This is a genomic window from Ligilactobacillus agilis DSM 20509, from assembly GCF_001436215.1.
GTDB classification, from domain to species: domain Bacteria; phylum Bacillota; class Bacilli; order Lactobacillales; family Lactobacillaceae; genus Ligilactobacillus; species Ligilactobacillus agilis.
Window position 1 is genome coordinate 14,374 of record NZ_AYYP01000030.1, and the last position, 22,713, is coordinate 37,086.

Consider the following 22,713-nt stretch of genomic DNA (forward strand, 5'->3'; position numbering starts at 1 on the left):
GTTTAATGGAGAATAGTAATGAAAACTTACGGCGAAAAAAAGAATTAAGACGTCCTCGGCCGCAAAAGAAACAAGGCTGCTTTACCCTCGGTTTATTAATTTTTGTTGTACTGGCTTTGGTTGCTGGCAGCTACCTAAAAAAGCATCTAGCAACGGCTAAGCAAACGGCCGCCGATATTTACCAGTCTACCGACACGAAAAAAGCCCGCAACGTTGACGCAATCTTAAAACAAAATAAACCTGTCTCTATCCTGTTACTGGGAACGGACACCGGAGCCTTAGGAAGAACCTTTCAAGGGCGGACCGATACAATGATTTTAGCCGTCCTTAATCCCAAACAAAAGACGATGACAGTCGTCAGCATTCCGCGCGATACTGAGGTGGCTGTTTTTGGCTACGAACAGTATTTCCCAAGTAAAATTAACGCTGCCTATGCCTATGGTGGAGCTAAAACCGCACTCAAGACGGTACAAAAATACCTCAACATTCCCATCGACTACTACGCTACCATCAACATGGGCGGACTTGAGAACTTAATCAATGCAGTTGGTGGCTTAGATATTAAGCCTTTAATCACCTTTAGCTACGACAACCAAAGCTTTACCAAGGATCAGACTACCCACATGAACGGCAAGCGGGCCTTAGCCTACGTGCGGATGCGCGACGACGACCCCCTAGGGGATTATGGCCGCCAAGCACGGCAACGGCAGGTCCTAACTAAGCTCGCCTTCAAGAGCAGTAAGTTAATCAACCTCCTAGATGACGGTTTCTTAAAGACAATTAAAAGTCAAATAAGCACTGACCTCACCTTTGATGACCTAATCTACTTAGGAACTGATTACAGAGTAGCTACCCACCACATGAAGTCCTACTCAATGCAAAGTTCCACCGAGGTCATTGACGGGCAGGATTTCGAGGTGGTTGATACTAAAAACAAACAAGCTATTACCGATATCCTTAGGGCGGCCCTTGACTTAGAACCCGCTACTACCGGTAGCACGCTCGCTAGTGACAATACAATTGATACTCAAGCTAAAGACTAAAAAAGGCCTTGTAACTTACTAATTCGAAGTTACAAGGTCTTTTCTTACGATTTCATCCGGTAATAAGCTTGTCCTAATAATTCGGCTAGAAAAAAGCCCATTGCGATTGCACCAGCAATCATCGCCACCTGAACAACATAGCGTAAGGCGACGGTATTATCGTTTAGGGCAAAATACCTAACCGCCTGGTAGGCCTGGCCTCCTGGCACCAAGGGAACTAGGCTGGGAATGTTAAATAAAATCGTGGGTATCTTTTGCCAACGGGCCATAAAAATTGAACATAAGCCAATCGCTAGCGCAGCCCCTAAGTTGGCAAGCATTGCCCCTGCTTCCAAATTCTTGATGACTAAGTAGGTCAACCAGCCCAACATTCCGATAAAGCCACAGGCATTCAAGGCCCGGCGGGGAACGTTGATAATCACGCCAAAGCCCAGCGAAGATAAATAACTAAAAGCAGCATGCATAATCCATTCCATTTCCAGGCCCCCTACATAAATTTCAAAATAAAGGCAATCCCTAATCCTAAGGCACAGGCAGTTAAGATTGCCTCCATAGCGCGAGCCATCCCACTTAAAATGTGCCCCGCCAAGAGGTCGCGGACTGCATTGGTTAACGGTACCCCAGGAACTAAGGGCATCAAAGCGCCAATGATAATTCGGTCAACGCTATATCCCAGGTTAAACCGAACCAACATTACCGCACTAAAGCCTATCAATAAGGCCGCCAAGAATTCACTAACAAACCTAATTTTATACCGACTGTTGATGAAGTAAAAACAAGTATAGCCTAAAGCCCCAACTAAAGCTGTCGGTAAAAAATCACGCCAGGAAGCTCCGTACATGATAACCAGGGTTGCACTGACCAAGGCAGCAGCCATTAGTTGCCAGTAAAAGGCAAAAAACGGGGCACTCACATCAATGGCTATCAGTTTGAGATAAAAATTTGGTAAGCTAAGTTGCTTATTTTGAAAGGCTCGCGAGGCATCATTTACCCGGGCAACTTTTTCTAAATCAATCGTCCGCTTGTTGATTGGTTCTACCTGGGCTTCATGCCGGTCAGGAATTGACATGGTAATACCTGTGGTTGTCTCAAAAATCTTAGGATCTTTAATCCCTGCATTTCTAGCGATTCTTTTTAAAGTATCGTCTACCCGGGCCATATCAGCCCCACTTTCTATCATGATTCTGCCCGCCAACATGACCGTTTTGATAATTAACCCGTCAGTTTTTTGACTCATCTCAATCACCTATCTTCGCTTTTAGCCTGCGACAAAGAATTAGCCACCCTTCACTCATAAAGACCCCTAACGCCATTAACGTAAATAAAATTCCATATGAGTAATGTTCAATCACCACGCCACCAAATAAAGGCCCGATTGCATGCCCTAAAGAGGCCGCAATTCCGATTTGCCCTTGGTACTTACCTTTTTCACTAGCACTACTTAACTTATCCACAACCGTGGGAATCGCTGGAAATAAACACACTTCCCCAACTGTAACAATCACCATTGACATAATAAACATCCAGTAAGCATGAGCCACGATTAACGAGCTGTATGCCACCACAAATAAACCGATTCCCAGGTAAACTTTCTTAAAAATATCCACATTATAGTGTTCATCTATCCAAGAAATGATTGGCTGTAGGCACACAATAATCACACCGTTAATTGTCCACAGCAAGCTGTACTTGCTTAAAGATATCCCCAGTTTTTCCATGTACACCGATAAATTACTTTGCCACTGGGCATAACCTAGTTGGATGACGAAGTAAGCAATTAAGACCGCCGTAATAATATAGACCGCATAACGCCTAGTCTTCATTCCTCCTTGCTTAGCTTGCTTTAAGTGGTGCTTATCATTTTTTGGTACCTTATAAAAGAGACTAGCAATTACAAAGAAGACTGCAAACATGACAAAGTTAATTATAAAAATCAAGCGGACACTAATATTAATCACAAAGCCTACGCCCAGTGTTCCTAAAACCACCCCGACATTTGCCATGAAGTACATTAAATTAAAGACGTAACGTGAATCATAGCGCTTGATGGTGGTCGCTAACGAGTTGACAATTGTTCCTGAAACCCCAATTGCAAAGTTATTTAGGATAATCATTAGTGGATAGTAAGGCCAGCCACTTTCAAAAACTAAAAAGCCAGTCGCAAATAAACTCAGTGTTAAAGCAAGTAACAAGTAGTGACGGGCATCCTTATGATCATAGAGGTAGCCCCCAGTATAGTTACCAGCAATCATTGCCATTGAGCCAATAAATAAGACAACCCCCGCAACCGTCAAACTTTTACCTAGATAATCATGCATATAGATAGTCGTCAACGGCCAGATGAAACTCATCCCGGTCGATTCGACTAAGTTCCCAATTAATAACCAAATTAATGGTAACTCTTTGACTTGCTTTTCCATCGCCATCCCCCTTCTTTTTGCTTGCAATTATAACAAAAAGGCTGAGAAAGTAAAACTTTCTCAGCCTTGTTTTAATCTACTAAATTCAGCTTACGCTTTAACAACGTTAACTGCTTGTGGTCCACGTTGACCTTCTTCAACGTCGAAAGTAACACTTTGACCTTCGTCTAAACTCTTGAAACCTTCACCTTGAATAGCTGAGAAGTGAACAAATACGTCACTACCATCTTGACGAGTGATAAAGCCAAAACCTTTATCTGCGTTAAACCACTTTACTGTTCCTTGTTTCATTAGAAAAATCCTCCTATGCGCCAACCGGCACGTAATTATTTGTAGTTCTGAATTGGTGCAATGGAGAAAGTTAATTGAAACATCCTTACCATGTAACCTATACAAAAGTACAATACTCAGTATACCACGAAAACATTAAAAAAGATAGGTTATCAGCGAACAAAAATATAATGAGCCGCTTTGTAACCAATACTCATCTTTTCGCCAGAGGCCAACAATACCAACTCGATTGGGCCTTCAAACGGCGTATGTTTTGTCACCTTAATCTTATCACCAATGTTTAGCTTAACATCAGCTAGGTATTCTAAGAGGTCGTGGTTATCAATAAAGCGATCTACTACCGCTTCTTGACCATCTAAGACGCTTGCTAAGACTTTATGGCTATCTTCTTCGTATTGGCCATCTTGACGTGGAATCACCCCACCATGAGGGCAACGCTTAGGGTTACCTAAAAATTCTTCCAAATGATTCATCAAGTTGTTACTAGTAATGTGTTCTAAGACCTCGGCGTCGGTGTGGACGTCCTGGAGCTTATAGTTTAACTTATTCACTAAAAAGGTTTCCCAAAGCCGGTGACGTCTTACTAGGTCTTCAGCTGCCTTAGCACCTTCCGTCGTAAGTGAAATGCCTGCATAAGGTTCATGTTCAACCAAATGACTAGCAACTAATTTCTTCACCATTTCCGTCACGGACCCAGCCGCCACGTTTAAACTCAAGGCGATTTGCTTATTAGAGATTTTCTTTTTCTTACCACCTAATTCAAAAATGATTTTGAGGTAGTCTTCTTTTTTTGGTGTCATTTCTTCACCCCATCTTTAGTCTACTTTCAGTTTGGCAAGCACTGACTTCATATCACTTGGAAGTGGTGCTTCAACCACTAAGCGCTTATTAGTAAAGGGATCATTAAAGGCTAAGTGGTAGGCATGAAGCGCCTGCCGCTCAATCCCCATATCTAAAGGTCCCCCATATAACTCATCTCCCAAAAGTGGATGCCCCTTAGACTGAAAGTGCACCCTAATTTGGTGGGTTCTTCCCGTATGGAGCTTTACTTCCACTAAGCTTCCACCGGCTAGGTTGGCCTTTAACCAGTACTCAGTTACAGCCTGCCTGCCGTCGGGACTAACGATTTGAAAATTTTCGCCCTCTTTCCGCTTCAGCGGCGCTTCAATCAAGCCATGTTGCTTGGTAACTTGCCCGGCCACTATCGCATAGTAACGCTTATCAAATTCGTGGTTACTTACCTGTTTATCAATCAATCCCTGAGCAAAACTGTGTTTAGCCAGTAAGACTACCCCACTCGTGTAGCGGTCTAAGCGGGTAATAATATGGGGCACCACATTTTTGCGACCATTGCGTTCCAAATAATACTTAACTCGGTTCACCAATGTATCCTCCCGATTACTTGGGCCTGGAACACTGGTCAATCCGGCCGGTTTAGCCACTAGTAGCCAGTTAGCATCCTCATAGAGGACCTCAATTGGCTTGGGACTAGCTGCAATTTTGATGACTGGCTTTTCCTCAGGTAAAACCAGGGTCACTTGTTCGTTTTGGTGTAAGACCGTCCCAAAGGGGACCTTTTTGCCATCAACGAGCACGGCTCCCTTCTGCCGTCTAATCTTTCCCATCAAACGATGACTGACACCTCTAGCAGCCAAAAACTTTTTTAAGGTTTGTTGCTTACCTTCGTTTTGCCATGTGAATTCCATAATGTCCTACTTTCTGCTGAAATCTCATCCCAATTATTCCTAAAATTAACAAACCTAACGCTACGATTACCCCGGCAAAGACAGTGGCCTGTAAACTAGCAGTCACTGCCACCGCAATTTTTTCTAAAGGAATTGCGATTGTCCGCGCTGAATAAGGGATAAAACTTGAGTAAATTTGATATTTAGCTAGTAGCCATAACAATAGGTAAAAAGGAACCGTCGCCCAACAACCAGCTAAGCCTAGATAATAAGCCCAGTTAAATGGTCGCAACCCCTGTAAGAGCACTAGTATTACCGCCAAAATGATACTAAGCGTTAAGCCCACCTTAAACAACGTATCAACTATTTGCTTAGCTTTCATAAACTCGGTTTGAACATCATTAATATTAGCATTTTGCCCTAGGTTCCAGGCCAACTTTTCCTGGATGCCAGTCGTCACCGTACTTTTAAGGGCCAGGTATCTTTCAGAATTTGCATTTAAACCTAGTCCTAACTCACCGGTCTGCAGGTAGTTATCCATGTTAGTCGCCACCTGCTCTGCAATTTTCTTAGTGTCTAAGATGGTTTCCTTGCCCGCATAAAAGTTCTCTACCGCCAAAATTATATCTTCATTTATCTGCTGTTTAGTCAATAACTTACCTGGCTCAATTCCAAGGTCGCTCCGATAACTATCCAGTGCTAACATTAAATCAGTAGCTAATTCCTTATTTAAGCCACTGGTTTGTACTTCTTGTTTAGCAAAGTTAACGTTAAAGGCAGTGGTCTTCAACCCCCACCCTAGAAAGGTTATCGCTAACGAAAAAACCATAATAAAGGTTACCACCCAGCTCAACAGTGGCCACCTTTTTACCGTTTGCTTTGGTTTACTTCTTCTTGTTTCCATCTTGTTCCTTCTTATCAATCATGAACGCCAATACGACATCACAGCAACATCCAATAACATCACTGCTAGTAGTAACAGCCCCATTACTTGCATGTATAAACTTTCTGAAATACCTAAGGCTTGCTTAAGGTCGGCGGGACAAAGACTGTATAAAATTGTCACTAACAAAATTATCAGCATCTCTGCATAGTTTCGCTTAGGTAGTAGTTGCATTCTTTACACCTCGTGTTATTCCAATAAAAAAACTTAACAGATGTTAAGCATTTTCATATTCAATTATACCTTATTTTAGATTTACAACAAGCAATTTAATTCTTAAGGCTTATCTAAGTTTTCTTCGGAGTAGCACTAACTTAAAGTAAATATGCTAAAATTTGAAGGATTGATTTATTAAAAAGGAGTTCCTTAAATTGGCAAGCAAAAATAAAGCACACTTGTTAAAAGCCAGCTGTTTTTTAACCGGCTTTTTAATCCTGGCCGTCTTAGTTCATACTAACAACGTGCTCGTCACCAATTTTGATACGGCCATTCAAACCTTACTCAAACCACTGACCAATCCTACTAATACCAGGATTGTTGAGTTCATTACTAACCTGGGCGGGCCGGTAATGGCAACCATCTTTTCGTTACTGGTTATTATCTGCGTTTACCTTAAGTACTCTACCCGCGATGCCATTTGGGCGCTAGTAACCCTGGCTAGTGGTAACTTACTAGTCTTTTTGGTTAAAAACCTGATGCAACGTCCCCGCCCCAGCGATAAACTGGTTGCAATCGGTGGCTTTAGCTTTCCAAGTGGACACACCTTTGGAACGACTATCTTCATCCTCTTTATCGTCTACCTATTGATAGTCCACTTCCAAAGCCGCAACGTCCGCTTAAGCCTAACTTGCCTGGCAGCTATTTGGGCTTTACTAATCGCTTTAAGCCGGATTTACCTACACGTCCACTATCCCAGCGACGTTTTGGCTAGTTTTCTTTTAGCCGGTTTTACCTGGCAGGTTGCAAGAATGTTTCAACCTAAATCATCCTGGCACACACAAAGCTAACTAGTAATCCTAGGCCAATAAGGGTCTAGGTTTTTTTGTAAGCAAAAAGGCCCTAAGTAACCCTTAGTGACCTTTAGCCAGCTTATTTTTCTTTTAACACTTTCACAACGGACTTGTGCTCCTTGTCAGCCTTAATAATTAGGCGCTTCAATTCAGTGGGACTGAGTTTTTTGGTATTCACCCCCGCACGAGCTAACTCCTTTTTAGCTTGAGCTAGGCGTTCAGGACTAATAGCCTTATCGTTTTTAGGGGCCACCTTAGTTTCCGCGCTATCATCATCAACTTCGACGGTGTAGCCAAGACTACGTAAAACATAGTTATTATAGCCTTGTAATTTCTTAGCCTTTTGGCGAATCGTGCGGTAGTAATCTTGGTCAATGCTACCATAACCCAAAATTACGGCTAACTTCGTGTTAGAAGCACTGTACTGGTACCTACTAGAAAGTTTGTAGGCTTTATCATAAGCAGTTTCAAAGATTTTTAGTTCCTTGATTACTTCCTTCAATTCGGTCTGAAGGTTGGCTGACCGTCTAACCAACGTACTAGAACCACCATCCGTGGCGGCAACCATTTGAAAATTAAGTCTAGCCGCTTGATATTGCTTCTGCTTTAGCAACTTTAAGCCAGCTTGATAGGTAGCAATTTGCTTTAGGTAAATTTGAGCCGGCTTATCATTTTGCTTTTTCTTCAACGCATCTTGAAAATTAATCTTGGCCTGCTTATAATCGGCACGGTCAATATTAGCTTGGCCGCGTGCGACCAACTGTTCATAATCTTTTTGTGTCGCTACCTTTTTAGTGTAGCCAAAGCCGATAAAAATTACGGCCGTTATCACGGCCACTAACGACCACCAAACCCAACGCTTCACACTCTCTCCCCCTTATCACTTCTAATTGGACTGCCAGCTTTACTAAAAAAGGAACAAACTAAAAGCACAAATCACTTTTACTTCATTCCCCAAAAATTCTCTTAGACTGGAACTACCATCGCTAGTAAAGCAACTGCAATTAAACCAAAGACTACTGACAGCCCCATAGATCTAGTCTTATAAGCAATCGCCATTACAATAATGGCAGCTAAAATCTTAGCTACATTATCTAAACCTACAAAAGTGTAAGTTTTGGTATTAATAAAAATATCCTTTACCACCAAGGCAGTAAAAAGTGATACCGGTACATACTTCATCCACTCGTTGAACCAGTTAGGAATCTTTCTGGTTGCAAAAATGTGCAACGGCACTACCCGTGGAATAAAAGCTGCTATCATTGAAAAAACGACCAACAAGACGTGGTCAAGCGTTGAATATCCCATACTACTCTCCTTCTGAATCACTTTCAGGTACAGCTACCGGGCGTTTCTTGCGCCGCTTAATCTTACTTAACAAGTAACCCCGTTCACGCCCATGCTTAACAAGGTAATCTTCCATGGCAAAACCGATCAAAGATGCAGCTAAGGTAGCTACAATCAAGCCCATGGTACTCTTCAACAGGCACATAGCAATAATTGCAAAGCAAGCTGATACAAAGCTAATTAAAATCGTCAAGCGATTCTTAAGTTGCATCACAATCATGTACAAGAACATGGCCGTCAAAGCAAAATCAACGATTTCCAAGTTAATATGGATAAAGCCACCAATGATGCTACCAATTAGGTTGGCAACCGACCAAAACAGTAAGGTATAGTGCTCAACCATCAAGGCATCACCGGGACGCCACTCTTTATCTGTCGCAAATTTCAAATAATTGACAGCGTAATTTTCATCGTTCATGTGTAGGGCAAAAACATATAAAAAGCGCTTGCTAGTCCCACGTAAATACTGGGATAAACTAGAGCCAAGCAATGCATACCTTAATTCTAGGAAAAAGAGCATTAAAACAATCGTATGGATTGGCGCGTTAGTTACCAGCATTGATGCAATCAAAAATTGAGCTCCACCTGAAAAAACCATCAGTGAAACCAAAAGGGTCAAAATTGCATTAAAACCAGCTTTATTTAACAAAATCCCACAGGCCAACCCAATGGGAACATAACTAAGGCATAGAGGTAATGCCACGCGCAAAACCTCTAACCAGCGTGGTTCTTCTTTTTTCACAAAAAATAACCTCCATCAATAAATAAAAAAGTCCCTTTGCTGTTAATTATAACATATTACTTGAGAAAAATAATTCTTTTCCAAGCTATAAGAAGAATTTCGCCTAGAAGAAACAAGCTTAGACTATTTAGCTGGGAGTAACTGCATCTTTGAATACGAAATCACGATTAACTGCTTCATATCCATGGCTGTTGTTGTCTTAGCAAACTCCTGGTCAAATTTAAGAATGGCCGAGTTGCGTAGTTGCTTTTCAACTACCCCCGAAAAATGATGCCGGTGAAAAGTAAAGCTGACGTGGCTCCCCTTAACAAATGGCTTACCTAAGCTACTAACTTCAATTTCTTTACCATCCGTCCGGTTCTTTTCACTCATGATTAAATCCCCCATTCAAATTTTGAAACTAATTTAATTATAGCTCAATTATCTTAAGTAAGTAAAAAATCTGCTTGTGATAAAAAAAAGAGCACGGCCCATAAAAAGCCATGCTCTTTAAACTAACTATTAGTTTTGCTTAGTGTAGTTATTGATATCTACTTCTTCGACGTATTCAACGTTAGGACGAACCACAACCATTGCTACGTATAACAAGCCTAGTGAAATTACTAAGAAGAGTAGTGAAACAGAGTAAGAAGTAATCATTTGACTAGCACCTAACCCTGATGTCAAGGCTTGTCTGAACCCATAAATTGAGTAAGTCATTGGTAAGTATGGGTTAACAGCTTGGAAGAAGCCACCTAAGCCCTTGGTAATTTCAATTGGGAAGGAACCACCACTAGCCCCTAATTGGACAACCAATAAAATCATACATAAGAAACGACCAGGGTTTTGGAAGGCCACTGAGAAGAACATGATGAGGAACATCATTGCTAATGAGAAGAGGATTCCGTTAGCAAGCATTGCTCCCAAATGATCTGGGTGTAAACCAGCAGCTATCATCAATAATGCTTCCACTAAGGCATTACCAATTGCCACAATCGAACCGATTGTTACCTTAGCCATAAACCATTCAAAGGCTGTTTCATCTTCTGATTCCAGGCGTCTGATTGGGTAAACTAAGTTAAAGACCATTGCCCCAACAAAGAGTGCCACTGACAACATGTACGGTGCCAAGGCGTAACCATAGTTAGGTACGTAACTGTAGTGTTTTTCCACCAAGTTAGATGGAGCAGCAAACATCTTCGCATTATCCTTACCAGTCTTAACCTTCTTAATGGTGTTAGCCCCTTGCTTCATGCTCTTAGCTAACTTCTTGTTACCCTTGTAAATCTTGTCAGAACCATCAGTTAAGGCAGAACTATTAGCCGCCAACTGACCAGTCCCACTTGCTAATTGGTTAACCCCGTTAGTCATAGTTGGAATTTGCGCATTCAATGTACCCAAACCACCAGCTAATTGACTTGCACCCGAGTTAAGTTGACCATTATTAGCTACTAATTGACTAGTACCACTTGCTAACTGGCTAACCCCACTTGTAAGTGCTGGTACGTTAGCATTTAACGTACCAAGTCCACCGGCAAGTTGGCTTGCACCGGAGTTTAACTCAGCGTTCTTAGAAGCTAATTGGTTGGTTCCGTTAGCTAACTTAGTTACCCCGTTAGTTAATGCTGGAATACTATCGTTTAACGTACCCAAACCAGTTGCGATTTGATTAGAACCAGCAAGAAGGACCCCGTTATTAGCTGATAATTCCTTTACGCCGCTACTTAACTCAGCTAAACCAGCCACTAAAGTTGTGAACTTCTCTGTCGAAGGTCCAGCTAACTTAGCAGTATTTTGGGCAACTAATGCAGTTGTAGCATCGGAGCTTACTTGAGCTGTTTGCTCAAGTTTAGCTAGGTCACTACTACTCAAGTCTTGAACATTAATATCACTATTAAGCTTTTGAGCAATACTACTTGCCTTAGCAGCTGCTGTTTGTAATTGTTGTAATTGACCTAAAGCAGTTTGTAATTTATCTAACTTATCCTTGTCTAAGGCACCTTGCATCTTTGTCAAAAGGGCAAGTTGTGATTGCAAACCTTTAACGTCTAAACTACTTACTTGCTTTTGTAAGTCAGCCATTTGGGTCTTTAACTCACCTAAACTAGCCAGTGTTTTATCTAATGTACCTTTTAGCTGTGTAAGATTATTACCAACAACACCAACCTCGGTTAAACTATTAGTCGAATTAGTTTTAATAGTTGCAGTGTTCTTTATAGTATCTTGAAGTTTGGCCTTATCCGCTTCACTTAAGGTACTATTAGAACTAGCCAAAACGGCGTTAACATCACCGGTCACAACGTCAGCAAGTTTTTGGTTAGTCCCATTGTAAGTGGCAATTTTGCCTAGACTATCTGCTATCGCCTGTTGATTTTTGCTGATTGCTTGTTCCATAGCGGGTAGCCCACTTTGCATTTGGTTTGCCGTCGTTTGCAAGCTTTCCATTTGGCCCATTAGGTTATTCATTACCGTTAGACTTGTAGCTAATTTCTGGGTGTCAACTTGACCGACACCTGTTAATAAATCATTCAAAGATTGTTGATCAATTTGCTTTAGGCCATTATCAATGCTAGCAGACATAATGTAGTTTAATTGGTACAAAGCAGCTGCGGCTGCTGGTAATTGTTTTAGCGAAGTCAACTTTTCAGCTGGAATTTGACTTAAACCAGCATTTAATTTATCAACCCCGTTAGTGTATTGTGCAAGCTTGGTGTTAAATTCTTTAGAACCAGCTGCTAACTTACCAACTCCGTTAGCTAAGGTTGGTGTCTTGGCTTGCAATTCACCTACCCCAGCGTTAACTTGACCAACCCCAGCAGTATATTGGCCAATCCCATCCTTAAGGGAGTTTGAACCTGTTGCTAAGGCATTAACACCGGTTGCTAAAGTACCTGTGCTTGAATTTAAAGTTTGAACACCGTCATTGACTTGGCTAACCCCAGCCGTGTAGGTCTTAAGCCCGGTAGCTAAGGCCGTTGAGCCTGCAGTTAGTTTTTGGACCCCGTCACTTAGGGGTACAACGCCGGCTGCTAGTTGGATAACCCCGTTGTTAACTTGACCAACCCCGGCGGTGTAGGTATTTAGGCCATCGTTTAAAACCTTGGAGCCATCGGCTAATTGCTTAGAACCACTGGCTGCTTTGTTGAAGCCCTTGCCAACCTTTTTTACGACCTTGAACATTGTGTCGGCATAAGCAGTTGAGACGGATTCTCTAATTTCTGAGTTGACTTGCTTAGCCCCGGTTTCGGAAATAACCTTCCCAATGTAGTTTAAAGAGTCGTTGGTCTTGTATGTCAAATTCATTTTGTGGGGATGGCGATTCAAAACGGTTGTTGCATTCTTAGAAAAGTTCTTAGGAATGGTAATAACCATATAATATTTCTTATGGCTTAAACCGTCATTAGCTTCCTTTTCGGAAACGAAGTGCCATTCCAAATCATCATTATCTTTTAGTTTGGACACTAGGTCATGTCCAACTTGGAATTTCTTACCTTGATAGTAAGTAGCTTGGTCCTTATTAACCACGGCTACGGGTAAGTAGCTCGTGCTTCCATAAGGGTCCCAAACAGACTTTAAGAAGAATAGTGAATATAAGAATGGTAAACTCATAATCCCTAAAATGGTTGCGATTAAGATCTTATGCCGTTTAAGGTTCTTAAATTCTTCAATAATCATTCTCAAAAGCTTTTCCCCCTTATTCATAATTTTTTCGTCAAAAATTCACTTTAACATAGAATAATATACTCTTTTGCTTTCAAAAATACAAAGAACAAACTGCGACATGTGTTTTATTTTTCAGAAAAATTAGTCCCTTATTTGATTTAGCGTGAAAATTTTCAGTTTAAAAAGAAAAAACTGAGCCAATTTCCACCTAGTTTGAGTGGAGATTGACTCAGTCGTTAAAGAAAGCTGTTATTTAAATAAGCCGGTTAAAGCACGCCAACCAATCACAAAGATGTTAGCCTTATCAACTGCCACCTTAGTTTGGGCAGGAACCTTAAGCGCGTTAGCCCCATCTAGGAAGTAGAGCTCTTGGCCCTTGAGTTTCAAGTTGTAAGTTCCCACTGTTTGGCCCTTCTTAAGTGGTGCTTGCAAGCCACCCTTTTCATAAAGGCTCTTCTTGCCACTAACACTAGCAGTTACCTTAGCATCAGTGTCAGTATTCTTAACCCATAAGTGGGTTTCCTTGGCAGTTACAACCTTAGTAGTTAAATCTTTACCATTGTGCACTGGTAAAGTTTGCTTGTAATCAGATTGGGCTTTGATGGTCTTGTAAGTAAAGCCATTGTAAACATATGACATTAACTTTTGTGTTTGTTCAAACCGTGATAGGTCGGTATCACTGGAATGAGGTGCACCTAAGATGACGGTAATAATGCGGTGCCCATCCTTGTGAACAGTTGCAACGAAGCAAGCCCCGGCTGTATCAGAGGTCCCGGTCTTCAAACCATCGACTGGTAAGGCTGTGTAAGCTTTAGCTAAACCCTTTAACATCCAGTTCCAGTTTTCCATCATAGTCTTATCTGTGCCGTTGTTAAATTCTTTTTTAGTGATCGAAGTTGTTTGCAAAACTTCTGGGTAGTCGGTCAAAATCTTTTGAGCAATGATGGCCATATCTTGGGCGGAGAACTTGTTTTCATCGTCTTTAGTAGCACCCGGATATGCTGCTGAGCCAACTTCACCATTAGTTAAACCGTTAGCAGTGTAGATGCTAGCATCGTTGATGCCAAATTCCTTAGCTTGCTTTCTCATCATGTTGATGAAGTTTTGATGGGAACCACCCACCTTATAAGCCAAAGCCATTGTGGCCCCGTTAGCAGAATAGATTAACATTGCTTCATATAATGACTTAACAGTGTAGCTGTGGTCTGCTTTTAACGGTACGTTGGAAAGGGTCGTGTTTTGACTAACCTTTTGTGAGGCTTCATCAGGGGTAATCTTGTCGTTCCAAGATAACTTCCCTGAATGAATGGCCTTTAAAACTAAGTAAGTTGTCAATAATTTTGACATTGAAGCAACTGGCAAGGCTTCTTGGGCATTCTTAGAATACATTACCTGACCAGTAGTCGCATCGACTGCGATGGCAGCCTTAGCATCCAAATTTAGCGAACTGTCGCTATTAGCTGGTAGTGAAGCTGCAGAAACGGTAGTTAAGTTACCCAATCCTGCTGCGGTTGTTGCAAACAAGGTGACCCCTGCTAGCAAACCGACTAATGTTTTTTTCAAACCTTTGAAAAATTCCATGACTTTCGGTCCCTCTCAAATTAATAATTTCATGTATTAGCATAACTAAAAAAGCCTATTCATTCAAGCCCTAATTGCCGTATTAGACAATCTTAAGAACTTGTAAATAGACTTTACTGTGGTTACTTTTCTTCTTTTGGATGCTTGAGGGGTAGCCGCATTACAAATGAGGTCAATTTATCGTTAGAGGTAACGTTAATGCTACCATGATGCAAGTCGATAATTCCCTGGGCAATCGCTAAACCCAACCCGGTCCCCCCGGTTTTGCGCGAGCGTGATTCTTCCACCCGGTAAAAGCGTTCAAACACCTGGCCTAAAGCCTCGGTTGGAATCTTAGCGCCGTCATTAGCAATGGTGATTTCAGCCTCTGTTTCAGAAATTTGGGTCAAGTTAATGAAAATATTTTTACCGTCGCTACCGTACTTCAAGGCATTTGTTAACAAGTTATTGAAAACCCTGGCTAGTAACTCTGGGTCGGCTTCAATCATCAGCGGGGTTGTGGGTTCATCTAAGTGAATCACCATCCCCTTTTTCTGAGCTTCAAGTTCAAAGGAGGCCCCCAATTGTTCAAGCATTGCCCCCATATCGACACTCACGATGTTTAACGGCCGGTCTATCTGTCTAACCTTAGTATATTCAAAGAGGTCGTCTACTAAAGCTTTCATTTGCACAGCCTTAATGTAGGCCGTGTGCGTATACTTCAGCATTTCTTCTTCATTATGGTACTGCCGATTTTCAATCAAGCCTAAATAGCCAATAATCGATGTTAACGGCGTCCTAATGTCATGGCTGACGTTAGTAATCAATTCATCTTTAGAGCGTTCAATCCGCCTTTCTTCTTCCATCGAGTTGATGGTTGAATCAACCAAGGCGTTAACACTGGCAATAATTCGTTGGGTCTGCCCCTTAAGGGTAAAGGGAATCCGGTGATCAAAGTGGCCAGCCGCAATATAGTGTAGCTCCGCGATAATGTGGCGGACTTGCATTTGGCTGTACCTTCTCATCAAGCGCCAGTAGACGATGAAGCAGTCAATAATTGCCATCAAGACTACAAATAGCCAACCCCAACTCCAAATTTGAAAGTCACTCGGTCCAAATTTCAAGGACATCTTAATTTGAAAAATCCCGTTTTTCAAACCCGGATTGGTCGCAATCAGTTGACTTAAAATCACATAAATCGACATATTAAGCAAAATTAACAGGATGATGGTTACAATTCCTTCACCAAAAAGTTCACTCTTCTCGCGGCCTGTTAGCTTAAACTTTGCTGATTTCACCATTTAACCTCTCTTCTTAACGGGCTTCAATCTTGTAACCAACACCCCAAACAGTTTGAATCACCTTTTCACCATCCGTTGCTTCTTCAATCTTATCGCGCAAGTGACTCACGTGTACCATCACGGTCTTAGCAGAAACAACCGATTCTTGTTGCCAAACCCTCTCAAAGATTTCATCCGCTGAAAAGACCCGGTTAGGGTGGCTAGCAAGTAAGTGCAAGATTCCAAACTCAAGGGCGGTTAGCTGGATTGAATTCCCTCTAACGGTCGTCACTTCGTGCGAGTCCTTCTTAATAATCAACGGCCCAACTTCAATTTGATCTGGCTCATCGTTTTTAACTTCGTGTTGGGAACGGCGTAATAAGGACCGGACTCGCGCCATCACTTCTAAGGGGTTAAATGGCTTAGTTACATAATCATCTGCCCCTTGGATTAAACCTTGAATTTTGTCCAAATCATCCGTCTTGGCAGATAGCATCAAGACTGGAATTTGTGAATCCTTTCTAACTTCCCTAACAACTGACAAGCCATCCATTTGTGGCATCATTACGTCTAAAATCATGAGGGCAATGTCGGGATTAGTATTTAATTTAGTAATTGCCTCTTTACCATTGTAGGCTTTTTCAACTTCATAACCTTCATTTTTAATGTAAATAGATAATAATTCAACGATGTCTTTATCATCGTCAACAACTAAAATTTTCATATATCGATGTCTCCTTATCGGTCTCTTGCCTAGATTATAGCAAATCTCAATTCAATCGTACCTAAAGAAAGTTTTAAATTCAAGCATTTAGGTAACCCTTTCCAAAAATGTCTCTTTTTCTTCATAGAAAGGTTACACTTTCTTAGGCAAAACTTAAAAAAGTGTGTTCCTTGAAAAGATTTACTTCTCCAAAGAACACACTTAGTGAGTAGTTATTTTTGTTCGTAGGCAGCCGCCTTTTGCTTGTACATCTCAATTTCATCTTCAGCACAACGAACAAAGTGGTTCGGTGTGATTTCGTGTAATTTACGTGGCCGGCCTTCCTTATCTTCTTCAATTGAAGGATCGTAATCAATTTGCTTCCGATTACGTTCAAATTCAGGATCTGGCACCGGCACAGCTGAGATTAGGCTGGCTGTGTAATCATGTAGGGGCTTGAAGTATACGTCGTCGGCTGGACCAACTTCAAGTAGGCGCCCATAGTGCATAACCCCGATACGATCAGAGATATACTTAACCATTGATAAGTCGTGAGCAACAAAGAGGTAAGTTAAGCCCCGTTCCTTTTGCAAGTCCTTAAGCAAGTTAACCACTTGGGCTTGGATAGAAACGTCCAAGGCTGAAATAGGTTCATCGGCAATGATGAACTTAGGTTCAACCGCTAAGGCCCGGGCAATCCCAATTCTTTGACGCTGACCACCCGAAAATTCGTGTGGGTAACGACTAGCGTGGTCCTTATTAAGCCCAACCGTTTCTAGTAATTCTTCGACCCGGGCCCGTCGTTCTTCCTTATTCTTAACCAAATGGTGAATGTCTAACCCTTCGGCAATAATATCTTCAATGGTCATCCGGGGATTTAAAGAAGCGTATGGATCTTGGAAAATCATCTGCATTTCCCGAGCAAAGGCTAGCTTGTCAGCCTTAGTATGCAACTTACTTACATCCTTGCCATCGAAAATAATTTGGCCATCAGTTGGATCGTAAAGGTGAATAATCGAACGCCCTGTAGTCGTCTTACCTGACCCTGATTCACCTACGAGCCCAAAGGTTTCGCCTTCATAGATATCAAAGGTTACGTCATCGACAGCCTTGACCATATCAGGCTTGCCCACGCCGAAGTATTGTTTTAAGTGCTTTACTTCGAGAATTTTTTTAGGTTTTTCTGGCATGTGGTTTCCGTCCTTCCTTGGTCTAATCTACCTTTTTGGCTTGCATCTCTGCAAAAAGCTTCCGCCGTCTTACAATTTCATCTGGAGGAGTAATCTTTGGTGCATCTGGGTGTAATAACCAGGTAGCAGCATAATGCGTCTCAGAAACTTTGAAGAATGGTGGTTGTTTTTCCGCATCAATCTTCATAGCATAAGGATTTCTAGCCGCAAAGGCGTCACCCTTTGGTGGATCCAATAGATCTGGTGGGGTCCCTGGAATTGCTTCTAGTTTAGTAGAATCTAGGGTTGGCATCGAGTTTAGTAACCCCCAAGTATATGGGTGTTGTGGGTTATAGAAAATTTCGTCCACTGTCCCGTACTCGATAATCTGGCCAGCATACATAACTGCTACCCGGTCCGCCATCCCTGCAACAACCCCCAAGTCGTGAGTAATGAAAATGATTGAGGTTTCAATCTTAGCCTGCAATTCCTTCATCAAATCCAAGATTTGTGCTTGGATTGTTACGTCCAAGGCAGTCGTTGGTTCATCGGCAATCAAGATCTCTGGGTAGCAAACCAAAGCAATCGCAATCACAATTCTTTGCCGTTGTCCACCGGAAAATTGGTGCGGATAATCGTTAATTCGCTTTTCAGCATCCTTAATCCCAACTAACTTAAGAATTTCTAAGGCTTGTGCCAACGCCTTCTTCTTTTCCATGTGCTTGTGCTTGATTAATGGTTCAGCAATTTGCATCCCAATTTTCATGGTTGGATCTAGAGATGTCATCGGATCTTGGAAAATCATGGCAATATCCTTGCCCCGAACACTTTGCATCTCTTTTTCCGTCTTCTTTAATAAATCAGTTCCGTGAAAGAGGATTTCTCCTCCCTTAACCCGGGCATTGTTAGCCAATAAGCCCATTAAACTCTTAGTGGTAACTGACTTACCTGAGCCTGATTCCCCCACAATTGCTAGTGTTTCACCTTTATCAAGGTGGAAGCTGACATTACGAATCGCCTTAACCTCACCAGCATATGTGTGGAAGTCAATTTCTAAATTTTTAACATCTAAAATTCTTTCACCCATAATTCAGCCTACTTTCTTGTCTTTGGATCAAATGCATCACGAAGACCATCACCTAAGAGGTTAAAACTAATCATCAAGACACATAATACAATAGCAGGATACCACATTTGGTATGGTAAGAACTGGAAGTTCTTTTGCCCATCGTTAAGCAATACCCCTAATGAAGTTTCCGGTGCAGAAATCCCAATCCCAATGAAACTTAAGAAGGCTTCGAAGAAGATAGCCGTTGGAATAGTATACATCGTTTGGATAATGATGATACTTGAGAGGTTTGGTACCAAGTGCTTCCAAGCAATCTTGATTGGTGATTCCCCTAATGACTGGGCAGCCAATACATACTCTTGCGTCTTTAGCTGAAGTGTTTCCGCACGAATCATCCGCGCCATGGTTGTCCATGAAGAAATGGCAATCGCTGCGATGATTGAGGTCATCCCTGGCTTCATAACTAAGAGCATCAAAACAACAATTACTAAGTTTGGCACAGAGGAGATAATTTCGATAATCCGTTGCATAACGTTATCGACCCGGCCACCTTTCCAACCGGAGATAATCCCGTAGGTAACCCCGATGGTTAGGTCAAAGAAGGTCGCCACTAACGCAACGATTAAGGAAATCTTAGTCCCGTAAATAATTCTTTGGGCCAAAGAACGACCAAGGTAGTCAGTCCCTAAGTAGAAATACTTACCGCTCGCACCATTTTGGGCATATTGATCAACCCATTGGCCGCCAACCTTAAGCTTACCATTTAAACCGTTGATAAAGTCCAAGCCAGGTACCCGGGCAGGTAAGTTAGCATATTGGGGGGCAGACTTAACCAAAGTTGACTTATCAATAAATGGTGTTGACCCAAAGGCAATAATCACCATAATCAAGATGATAAACAGGGAGATTACCGCCCCTTTATTCTTTTTTAACCGCCGCCATGCATCCTGGGTAAAGGTTAGTGAAGGCGCCGCAATTTTTTCATTATCCAGTTCTTCTTCCTTGGGTAAAGGTTGAAAGCTGTCTGGACTTAATTTAATCTTTTCTTCCATAATCTAGTCCCCATTTCCTGTCAAGCGAATTCGTGGATCGATGATACCGTAAACAATGTCTGTAATCAAGATGATAACCACTAACCCAAAGGAGTATAACATTGTAACCCCCATGATAGTTGGGTAGTCATTAGTCAAGATTGACTTAACGAATTGTTCCCCAATCCCTGGAATTGAGAAGATATTTTCAATAACCATTGACCCTGTCATCAAAGCAACAGTATATGGTCCGATTAGAGTAACCAATGGAATCAAACTATTACGTAAAGCGTGGTGGAAGACAATCCCAAACTTGCTTAAACCTTTAGCCCGAGCAAGTTCGATATAATCAGAGTTCAAAACATCGACCATCCCGGTTCGAATAAACCGGGCCGTTTCCGCTAGGGGTCCTACCCCCAAAGCAATCATCGGCAAGATGGTGTATGAAAAACCACCCCAGTCGGCGATTGGGAACCAGCCTAACTTCAAGGCGATGTAGTATTGTAAAAGTACGGCCAAAACGAAGTTAGGTACTGATTTACCGATAATGGAAACAACTGTAGCCGTCGTATCAATCCAAGTATTGTGGTTGATGGCTGCGATAGAACCAATAATAATCCCAAATACCAAACCAAAAATCATTGCCTGTAACCCTAGCTGTGCAGAGGGTCCAATCCGGCTAAAAATCAAGTAGGTAACTGGTTGGTTACTGTATTGGAAGGAAGTTCCCAAATCACCATGGAGCATATCGGCAATATAAATTAAATATTGTTGCCAAACCGGCTTATTCAAACCGTACTGTTCGTTCATGATTTGAATTTGTGCCGCCGTCATTTTTTCTTGGTTAGAATATGGCGTCCCTGGCATTAACTTCATTAAAAAGAAGGTAATGGTTGCTACTAAAAAGAGGGTTAGCAGCATGTAGAACACCCTTTTTAAAAGGTATTTACGCATAAATTATTCCTCTCATTTCTCGGAATTTTTCTCTCAGAGAAAGCCCCGTATAAATTTATTTAAAATTATTGCTAATAATCAGAATAGGGAATTGACAATTCTATTACAAATTAGTCAATCCCCCACTGATTATAAGAATCTATGTCTTATTTAATATATGCTTCTTTGAAGTTGTAGTTAGCACCAGCTGAATTGTAAACGATGCCCTTAACTTTAGGGTTAACCATCCATGCTGTTGCTTGGTGGTAGATTGGTGAAATTCCGACGTCATTCATCAAAATCTTTTCAGCGTCAACCATATCATTCCAACGTTTGCCTGTGTTACCAGCATCTTCATTCCCAGCAGCTTCAATTAACTTGTCAAATTCGGCGTTCTTCCAAGCCCCATCGTTTTGTGGGTTATCGGATGTGAACAATTCCAAGAATGAAATTGGATCTGAGAAGTCAGCCCCCCAAGCAGAAAGAACGATGTCAAAGTCGCCACTTTCTGAGCGAGCAAGCCGAGTCTTGAATGGAACGTTAGTTGCAGTTACCTTAGCACCCTTCAAGTTAGATTCAATTGCACTTTGCAAGAATTCAGTTGATTGCTTTGCCTTATCTGAATCATCACTCATCACTGAGAAGGATAATTCTGATACCCCAAGTTCTTTCAAACCTTCAGCCCAAAGCTTCTTAGCCTTAGCAACGTTGTAGCTAACTGCAGCGGCTGTGTAAGCTTGGTCTGAGAAGTCTTTGCCATTGTAAGTTGCAAGTCCTGGTGAAACTAAGCCCTTAGCAACAGTTGAACCGTCCCCTAAAACCTTATCAACGAATTGCTTACGGTTAATTACAAGTGAGATTGCTTCGCGAATCTTAGCATTCTTGAAGTATAGATCTTTGTCTTGGTTGAATTGGAGATAGAAGGTAGAAGCTGCCCGGCGGATAGTGTAACCTTCCTTACCCTTCAATTGTTTTGCTTGTTGTGAAGAAAGTGGAGTTGCATCTAACTTACCAGATTGGTACAAGTTGTATGAAGTGGTGTTAGACTTGTTAACACTGAAGTTAATCTTAGCTAACTTAACATCCTTCTTATCCCAGTAATCATTGTTCTTAGCTAAAGTCCAGTTAAGGTCAGAACCAGTCCAGCCAGTTAACTTAAATGGACCATTGTAAACCATGTACTTAGATTGGGTCCCATACTTGCTACCGTACTTTTCAACCACTGCCTTGTCTTGAGGGAAGAAGGTTGGGAAACCCATCAATAACTTGAAGTATGGAATCTTCTTATCTAAGGTTACGACTAACTTGTAGTCACCATCGGCCTTTACCCCTAAAGTAGATACGTCGGCCTTACCATTCATAATGTCATCGGCGTTCTTAATCCCTGAGAAGAGGTAAGCATATTGTGAAGCTGTCTTAGGATCAACGGTTCTTTGCCATGAATAAACGAAGTCATTGGCTGTTACCTTGTCTCCGTTTGACCACTTAGAATCTTTACGCAATGTGAACGTATAAGTCAAACCGTCTTTGGAAACCTCTGTCTTAGTTGCCAAACCAGGTTCCAACTTAGAATCCTTGCCTAAACGATAGAGACCTTCCATCGTGTTATTCAAAGTATCAAAACTAACAACGTCTGTAGCTGTAGATAAATCCATGGTTGGTAGCTCAGCAGTCTCATCCCAATTTAAGACTTGTTGCGAGCTAGATGATGAGCTCTTTTGGCCACAGGCTACTAAGAAAGTAGCTGACAATGCAGCAACTGCACCGAGCTTAACAATCTTTGAAAGCTTCATTTCTAACAACTCCCTTAACAAAACATATATATTTTTACATAACGATTAACTC

Annotated in this window: 23 protein-coding genes; 2 read left to right on the forward strand and 21 right to left on the reverse strand. The window is 41.7% G+C overall.

Annotation, left to right across the window (positions count from 1 at the left end):
• Window positions 1-5 precede the first annotated feature (5 nt).
• Complete coding sequence (locus FC14_RS04415) at window positions 6-1,043, forward strand: LCP family protein (RefSeq protein ID WP_056976636.1); 1,038 nt, start codon at window positions 6-8, stop codon at window positions 1,041-1,043.
• Between the two features lie 44 nt (window positions 1,044-1,087).
• On the opposite strand, the gene FC14_RS04420 is transcribed toward FC14_RS04415, so the two are convergent.
• The 8 genes from FC14_RS04420 to FC14_RS04455 all read right to left on the reverse strand — a co-directional run bounded on the left by FC14_RS04420 (window position 1,088) and on the right by FC14_RS04455 (window position 6,556).
• Window positions 1,088-1,519, reverse strand: coding sequence for a threonine/serine exporter family protein (locus tag FC14_RS04420; protein WP_056976637.1), 432 nt, complete (start codon window positions 1,517-1,519; stop codon window positions 1,088-1,090).
• Between the two features lie 11 nt (window positions 1,520-1,530).
• Window positions 1,531-2,280: a threonine/serine exporter family protein gene (locus tag FC14_RS04425; RefSeq protein ID WP_056976638.1), complete on the reverse strand. Its 750-nt coding sequence runs from the start codon at window positions 2,278-2,280 to the stop codon at window positions 1,531-1,533.
• A 1-nt stretch (window position 2,281) separates the two neighbouring features.
• Complete coding sequence (locus FC14_RS04430) at window positions 2,282-3,463, reverse strand: MDR family MFS transporter (protein ID WP_056976639.1); 1,182 nt, start codon at window positions 3,461-3,463, stop codon at window positions 2,282-2,284.
• A gap of 90 nt (window positions 3,464-3,553) precedes the next feature.
• Window positions 3,554-3,754, reverse strand: a complete 201-nt coding sequence (locus tag FC14_RS04435) for a cold-shock protein (RefSeq protein ID WP_056976640.1) — start codon at window positions 3,752-3,754, stop codon at window positions 3,554-3,556.
• A 152-nt stretch (window positions 3,755-3,906) separates the two neighbouring features.
• On the reverse strand, window positions 3,907-4,554 hold the full coding sequence (locus FC14_RS04440; protein ID WP_056976641.1) for a metal-dependent transcriptional regulator: 648 nt from the start codon (window positions 4,552-4,554) through the stop codon (window positions 3,907-3,909).
• Between the two features lie 15 nt (window positions 4,555-4,569).
• The gene (locus FC14_RS04445; RefSeq protein ID WP_056976642.1) at window positions 4,570-5,460 is read right to left on the reverse strand and encodes an RluA family pseudouridine synthase; all 891 of its coding nucleotides are present in this window, start codon (window positions 5,458-5,460) and stop codon (window positions 4,570-4,572) included.
• Complete coding sequence (locus tag FC14_RS04450) at window positions 5,432-6,343, reverse strand: hypothetical protein (RefSeq protein WP_056976643.1); 912 nt, start codon at window positions 6,341-6,343, stop codon at window positions 5,432-5,434. Before FC14_RS04450 ends, FC14_RS04445 begins: the two co-directional genes overlap by 29 nt.
• Window positions 6,344-6,361: 18 nt before the next feature.
• On the reverse strand, window positions 6,362-6,556 hold the full coding sequence (locus FC14_RS04455; RefSeq protein ID WP_056976644.1) for a hypothetical protein: 195 nt from the start codon (window positions 6,554-6,556) through the stop codon (window positions 6,362-6,364).
• 197 nt (window positions 6,557-6,753) lie between these two features.
• Between FC14_RS04455 and FC14_RS04460 the strand changes: the two genes are divergently transcribed.
• Entirely contained in the window at window positions 6,754-7,389 is a 636-nt protein-coding gene (locus FC14_RS04460; RefSeq protein WP_056976645.1) for a phosphatase PAP2 family protein, read from the forward strand.
• 82 nt (window positions 7,390-7,471) lie between these two features.
• Here FC14_RS04460 and FC14_RS04465 read toward each other — a convergent pair whose 3' ends face one another.
• From FC14_RS04465 to FC14_RS04525, 13 genes are all read right to left on the reverse strand, one after another.
• Window positions 7,472-8,257, reverse strand: a complete 786-nt coding sequence (locus FC14_RS04465) for a hypothetical protein (protein ID WP_056976646.1) — start codon at window positions 8,255-8,257, stop codon at window positions 7,472-7,474.
• Window positions 8,258-8,358: 101 nt separating this feature from the next.
• The gene (locus FC14_RS04470) at window positions 8,359-8,700 is read right to left on the reverse strand and encodes an AzlD domain-containing protein (protein WP_050611272.1); all 342 of its coding nucleotides are present in this window, start codon (window positions 8,698-8,700) and stop codon (window positions 8,359-8,361) included.
• Between the two features lies 1 nt (window position 8,701).
• A complete protein-coding gene (locus FC14_RS04475; RefSeq protein ID WP_056976647.1) occupies window positions 8,702-9,481 on the reverse strand; it encodes an AzlC family ABC transporter permease in 780 nt (259 codons plus the stop codon).
• 123 nt (window positions 9,482-9,604) lie between these two features.
• Window positions 9,605-9,853, reverse strand: a complete 249-nt coding sequence (locus FC14_RS04480) for a hypothetical protein (protein WP_089145169.1) — start codon at window positions 9,851-9,853, stop codon at window positions 9,605-9,607.
• 129 nt (window positions 9,854-9,982) lie between these two features.
• Window positions 9,983-13,135: a YhgE/Pip domain-containing protein gene (locus tag FC14_RS04485; RefSeq protein ID WP_056976648.1), complete on the reverse strand. Its 3,153-nt coding sequence runs from the start codon at window positions 13,133-13,135 to the stop codon at window positions 9,983-9,985.
• A 237-nt stretch (window positions 13,136-13,372) separates the two neighbouring features.
• Window positions 13,373-14,704 carry a serine hydrolase gene (locus FC14_RS04490; protein WP_050611276.1) on the reverse strand — a complete coding sequence of 444 codons (1,332 nt, stop codon included), beginning with the start codon at window positions 14,702-14,704 and terminating at the stop codon, window positions 13,373-13,375.
• Between the two features lie 122 nt (window positions 14,705-14,826).
• The gene (locus FC14_RS04495; protein WP_235804504.1) at window positions 14,827-15,981 is read right to left on the reverse strand and encodes a sensor histidine kinase; all 1,155 of its coding nucleotides are present in this window, start codon (window positions 15,979-15,981) and stop codon (window positions 14,827-14,829) included.
• 16 nt (window positions 15,982-15,997) lie between these two features.
• A complete protein-coding gene (croR, locus tag FC14_RS04500) occupies window positions 15,998-16,687 on the reverse strand; it encodes a response regulator transcription factor CroR (RefSeq protein WP_056976650.1) in 690 nt (229 codons plus the stop codon).
• Between the two features lie 212 nt (window positions 16,688-16,899).
• On the reverse strand, window positions 16,900-17,856 hold the full coding sequence (locus tag FC14_RS04505; protein ID WP_056976651.1) for an ABC transporter ATP-binding protein: 957 nt from the start codon (window positions 17,854-17,856) through the stop codon (window positions 16,900-16,902).
• A 22-nt stretch (window positions 17,857-17,878) separates the two neighbouring features.
• The gene (locus tag FC14_RS04510) at window positions 17,879-18,922 is read right to left on the reverse strand and encodes an ABC transporter ATP-binding protein (RefSeq protein ID WP_056976652.1); all 1,044 of its coding nucleotides are present in this window, start codon (window positions 18,920-18,922) and stop codon (window positions 17,879-17,881) included.
• 8 nt (window positions 18,923-18,930) lie between these two features.
• Window positions 18,931-19,956, reverse strand: a complete 1,026-nt coding sequence (locus FC14_RS04515; RefSeq protein ID WP_056976653.1) for an ABC transporter permease — start codon at window positions 19,954-19,956, stop codon at window positions 18,931-18,933.
• A 3-nt stretch (window positions 19,957-19,959) separates the two neighbouring features.
• Window positions 19,960-20,889, reverse strand: a complete 930-nt coding sequence (opp3b, locus tag FC14_RS04520; RefSeq protein WP_056976654.1) for an oligopeptide ABC transporter permease — start codon at window positions 20,887-20,889, stop codon at window positions 19,960-19,962.
• Between the two features lie 146 nt (window positions 20,890-21,035).
• Window positions 21,036-22,661, reverse strand: coding sequence for a peptide ABC transporter substrate-binding protein (locus FC14_RS04525; RefSeq protein ID WP_056976655.1), 1,626 nt, complete (start codon window positions 22,659-22,661; stop codon window positions 21,036-21,038).
• Window positions 22,662-22,713 lie beyond the last annotated feature (52 nt).

What these genes read in the sequence shown, in the direction of transcription:
- FC14_RS04515 (WP_056976653.1), bottom strand. Translation starts at nt 19,956, where the DNA reads ATGGAAGAAAAGATTAAATTAAGTCCAGACAGCTTTCAACCTTTACCC.
- FC14_RS04435 (WP_056976640.1), bottom strand. Translation starts at nt 3,754, where the DNA reads ATGAAACAAGGAACAGTAAAGTGGTTTAACGCAGATAAAGGTTTTGGC.
- FC14_RS04490 (WP_050611276.1), bottom strand. Translation starts at nt 14,704, where the DNA reads ATGGAATTTTTCAAAGGTTTGAAAAAAACATTAGTCGGTTTGCTAGCA.
- FC14_RS04420 (WP_056976637.1), bottom strand. Translation starts at nt 1,519, where the DNA reads ATGGAATGGATTATGCATGCTGCTTTTAGTTATTTATCTTCGCTGGGC.
- FC14_RS04415 (WP_056976636.1), top strand. Translation starts at nt 6, where the DNA reads ATGGAGAATAGTAATGAAAACTTACGGCGAAAAAAAGAATTAAGACGT.
- FC14_RS04430 (WP_056976639.1), bottom strand. Translation starts at nt 3,463, where the DNA reads ATGGAAAAGCAAGTCAAAGAGTTACCATTAATTTGGTTATTAATTGGG.
- FC14_RS04485 (WP_056976648.1), bottom strand. Translation starts at nt 13,135, where the DNA reads ATGATTATTGAAGAATTTAAGAACCTTAAACGGCATAAGATCTTAATC.
- FC14_RS04455 (WP_056976644.1), bottom strand. Translation starts at nt 6,556, where the DNA reads ATGCAACTACTACCTAAGCGAAACTATGCAGAGATGCTGATAATTTTG.
- FC14_RS04505 (WP_056976651.1), bottom strand. Translation starts at nt 17,856, where the DNA reads ATGCCAGAAAAACCTAAAAAAATTCTCGAAGTAAAGCACTTAAAACAA.
- FC14_RS04510 (WP_056976652.1), bottom strand. Translation starts at nt 18,922, where the DNA reads ATGGGTGAAAGAATTTTAGATGTTAAAAATTTAGAAATTGACTTCCAC.
- croR (WP_056976650.1), bottom strand. Translation starts at nt 16,687, where the DNA reads ATGAAAATTTTAGTTGTTGACGATGATAAAGACATCGTTGAATTATTA.
- FC14_RS04425 (WP_056976638.1), bottom strand. Translation starts at nt 2,280, where the DNA reads ATGAGTCAAAAAACTGACGGGTTAATTATCAAAACGGTCATGTTGGCG.
- FC14_RS04445 (WP_056976642.1), bottom strand. Translation starts at nt 5,460, where the DNA reads ATGGAATTCACATGGCAAAACGAAGGTAAGCAACAAACCTTAAAAAAG.
- FC14_RS04525 (WP_056976655.1), bottom strand. Translation starts at nt 22,661, where the DNA reads ATGAAGCTTTCAAAGATTGTTAAGCTCGGTGCAGTTGCTGCATTGTCA.
- FC14_RS04450 (WP_056976643.1), bottom strand. Translation starts at nt 6,343, where the DNA reads ATGGAAACAAGAAGAAGTAAACCAAAGCAAACGGTAAAAAGGTGGCCA.
- FC14_RS04440 (WP_056976641.1), bottom strand. Translation starts at nt 4,554, where the DNA reads ATGACACCAAAAAAAGAAGACTACCTCAAAATCATTTTTGAATTAGGT.
- opp3b (WP_056976654.1), bottom strand. Translation starts at nt 20,889, where the DNA reads ATGCGTAAATACCTTTTAAAAAGGGTGTTCTACATGCTGCTAACCCTC.
- FC14_RS04470 (WP_050611272.1), bottom strand. Translation starts at nt 8,700, where the DNA reads ATGGGATATTCAACGCTTGACCACGTCTTGTTGGTCGTTTTTTCAATG.
- FC14_RS04480 (WP_089145169.1), bottom strand. Translation starts at nt 9,853, where the DNA reads ATGAGTGAAAAGAACCGGACGGATGGTAAAGAAATTGAAGTTAGTAGC.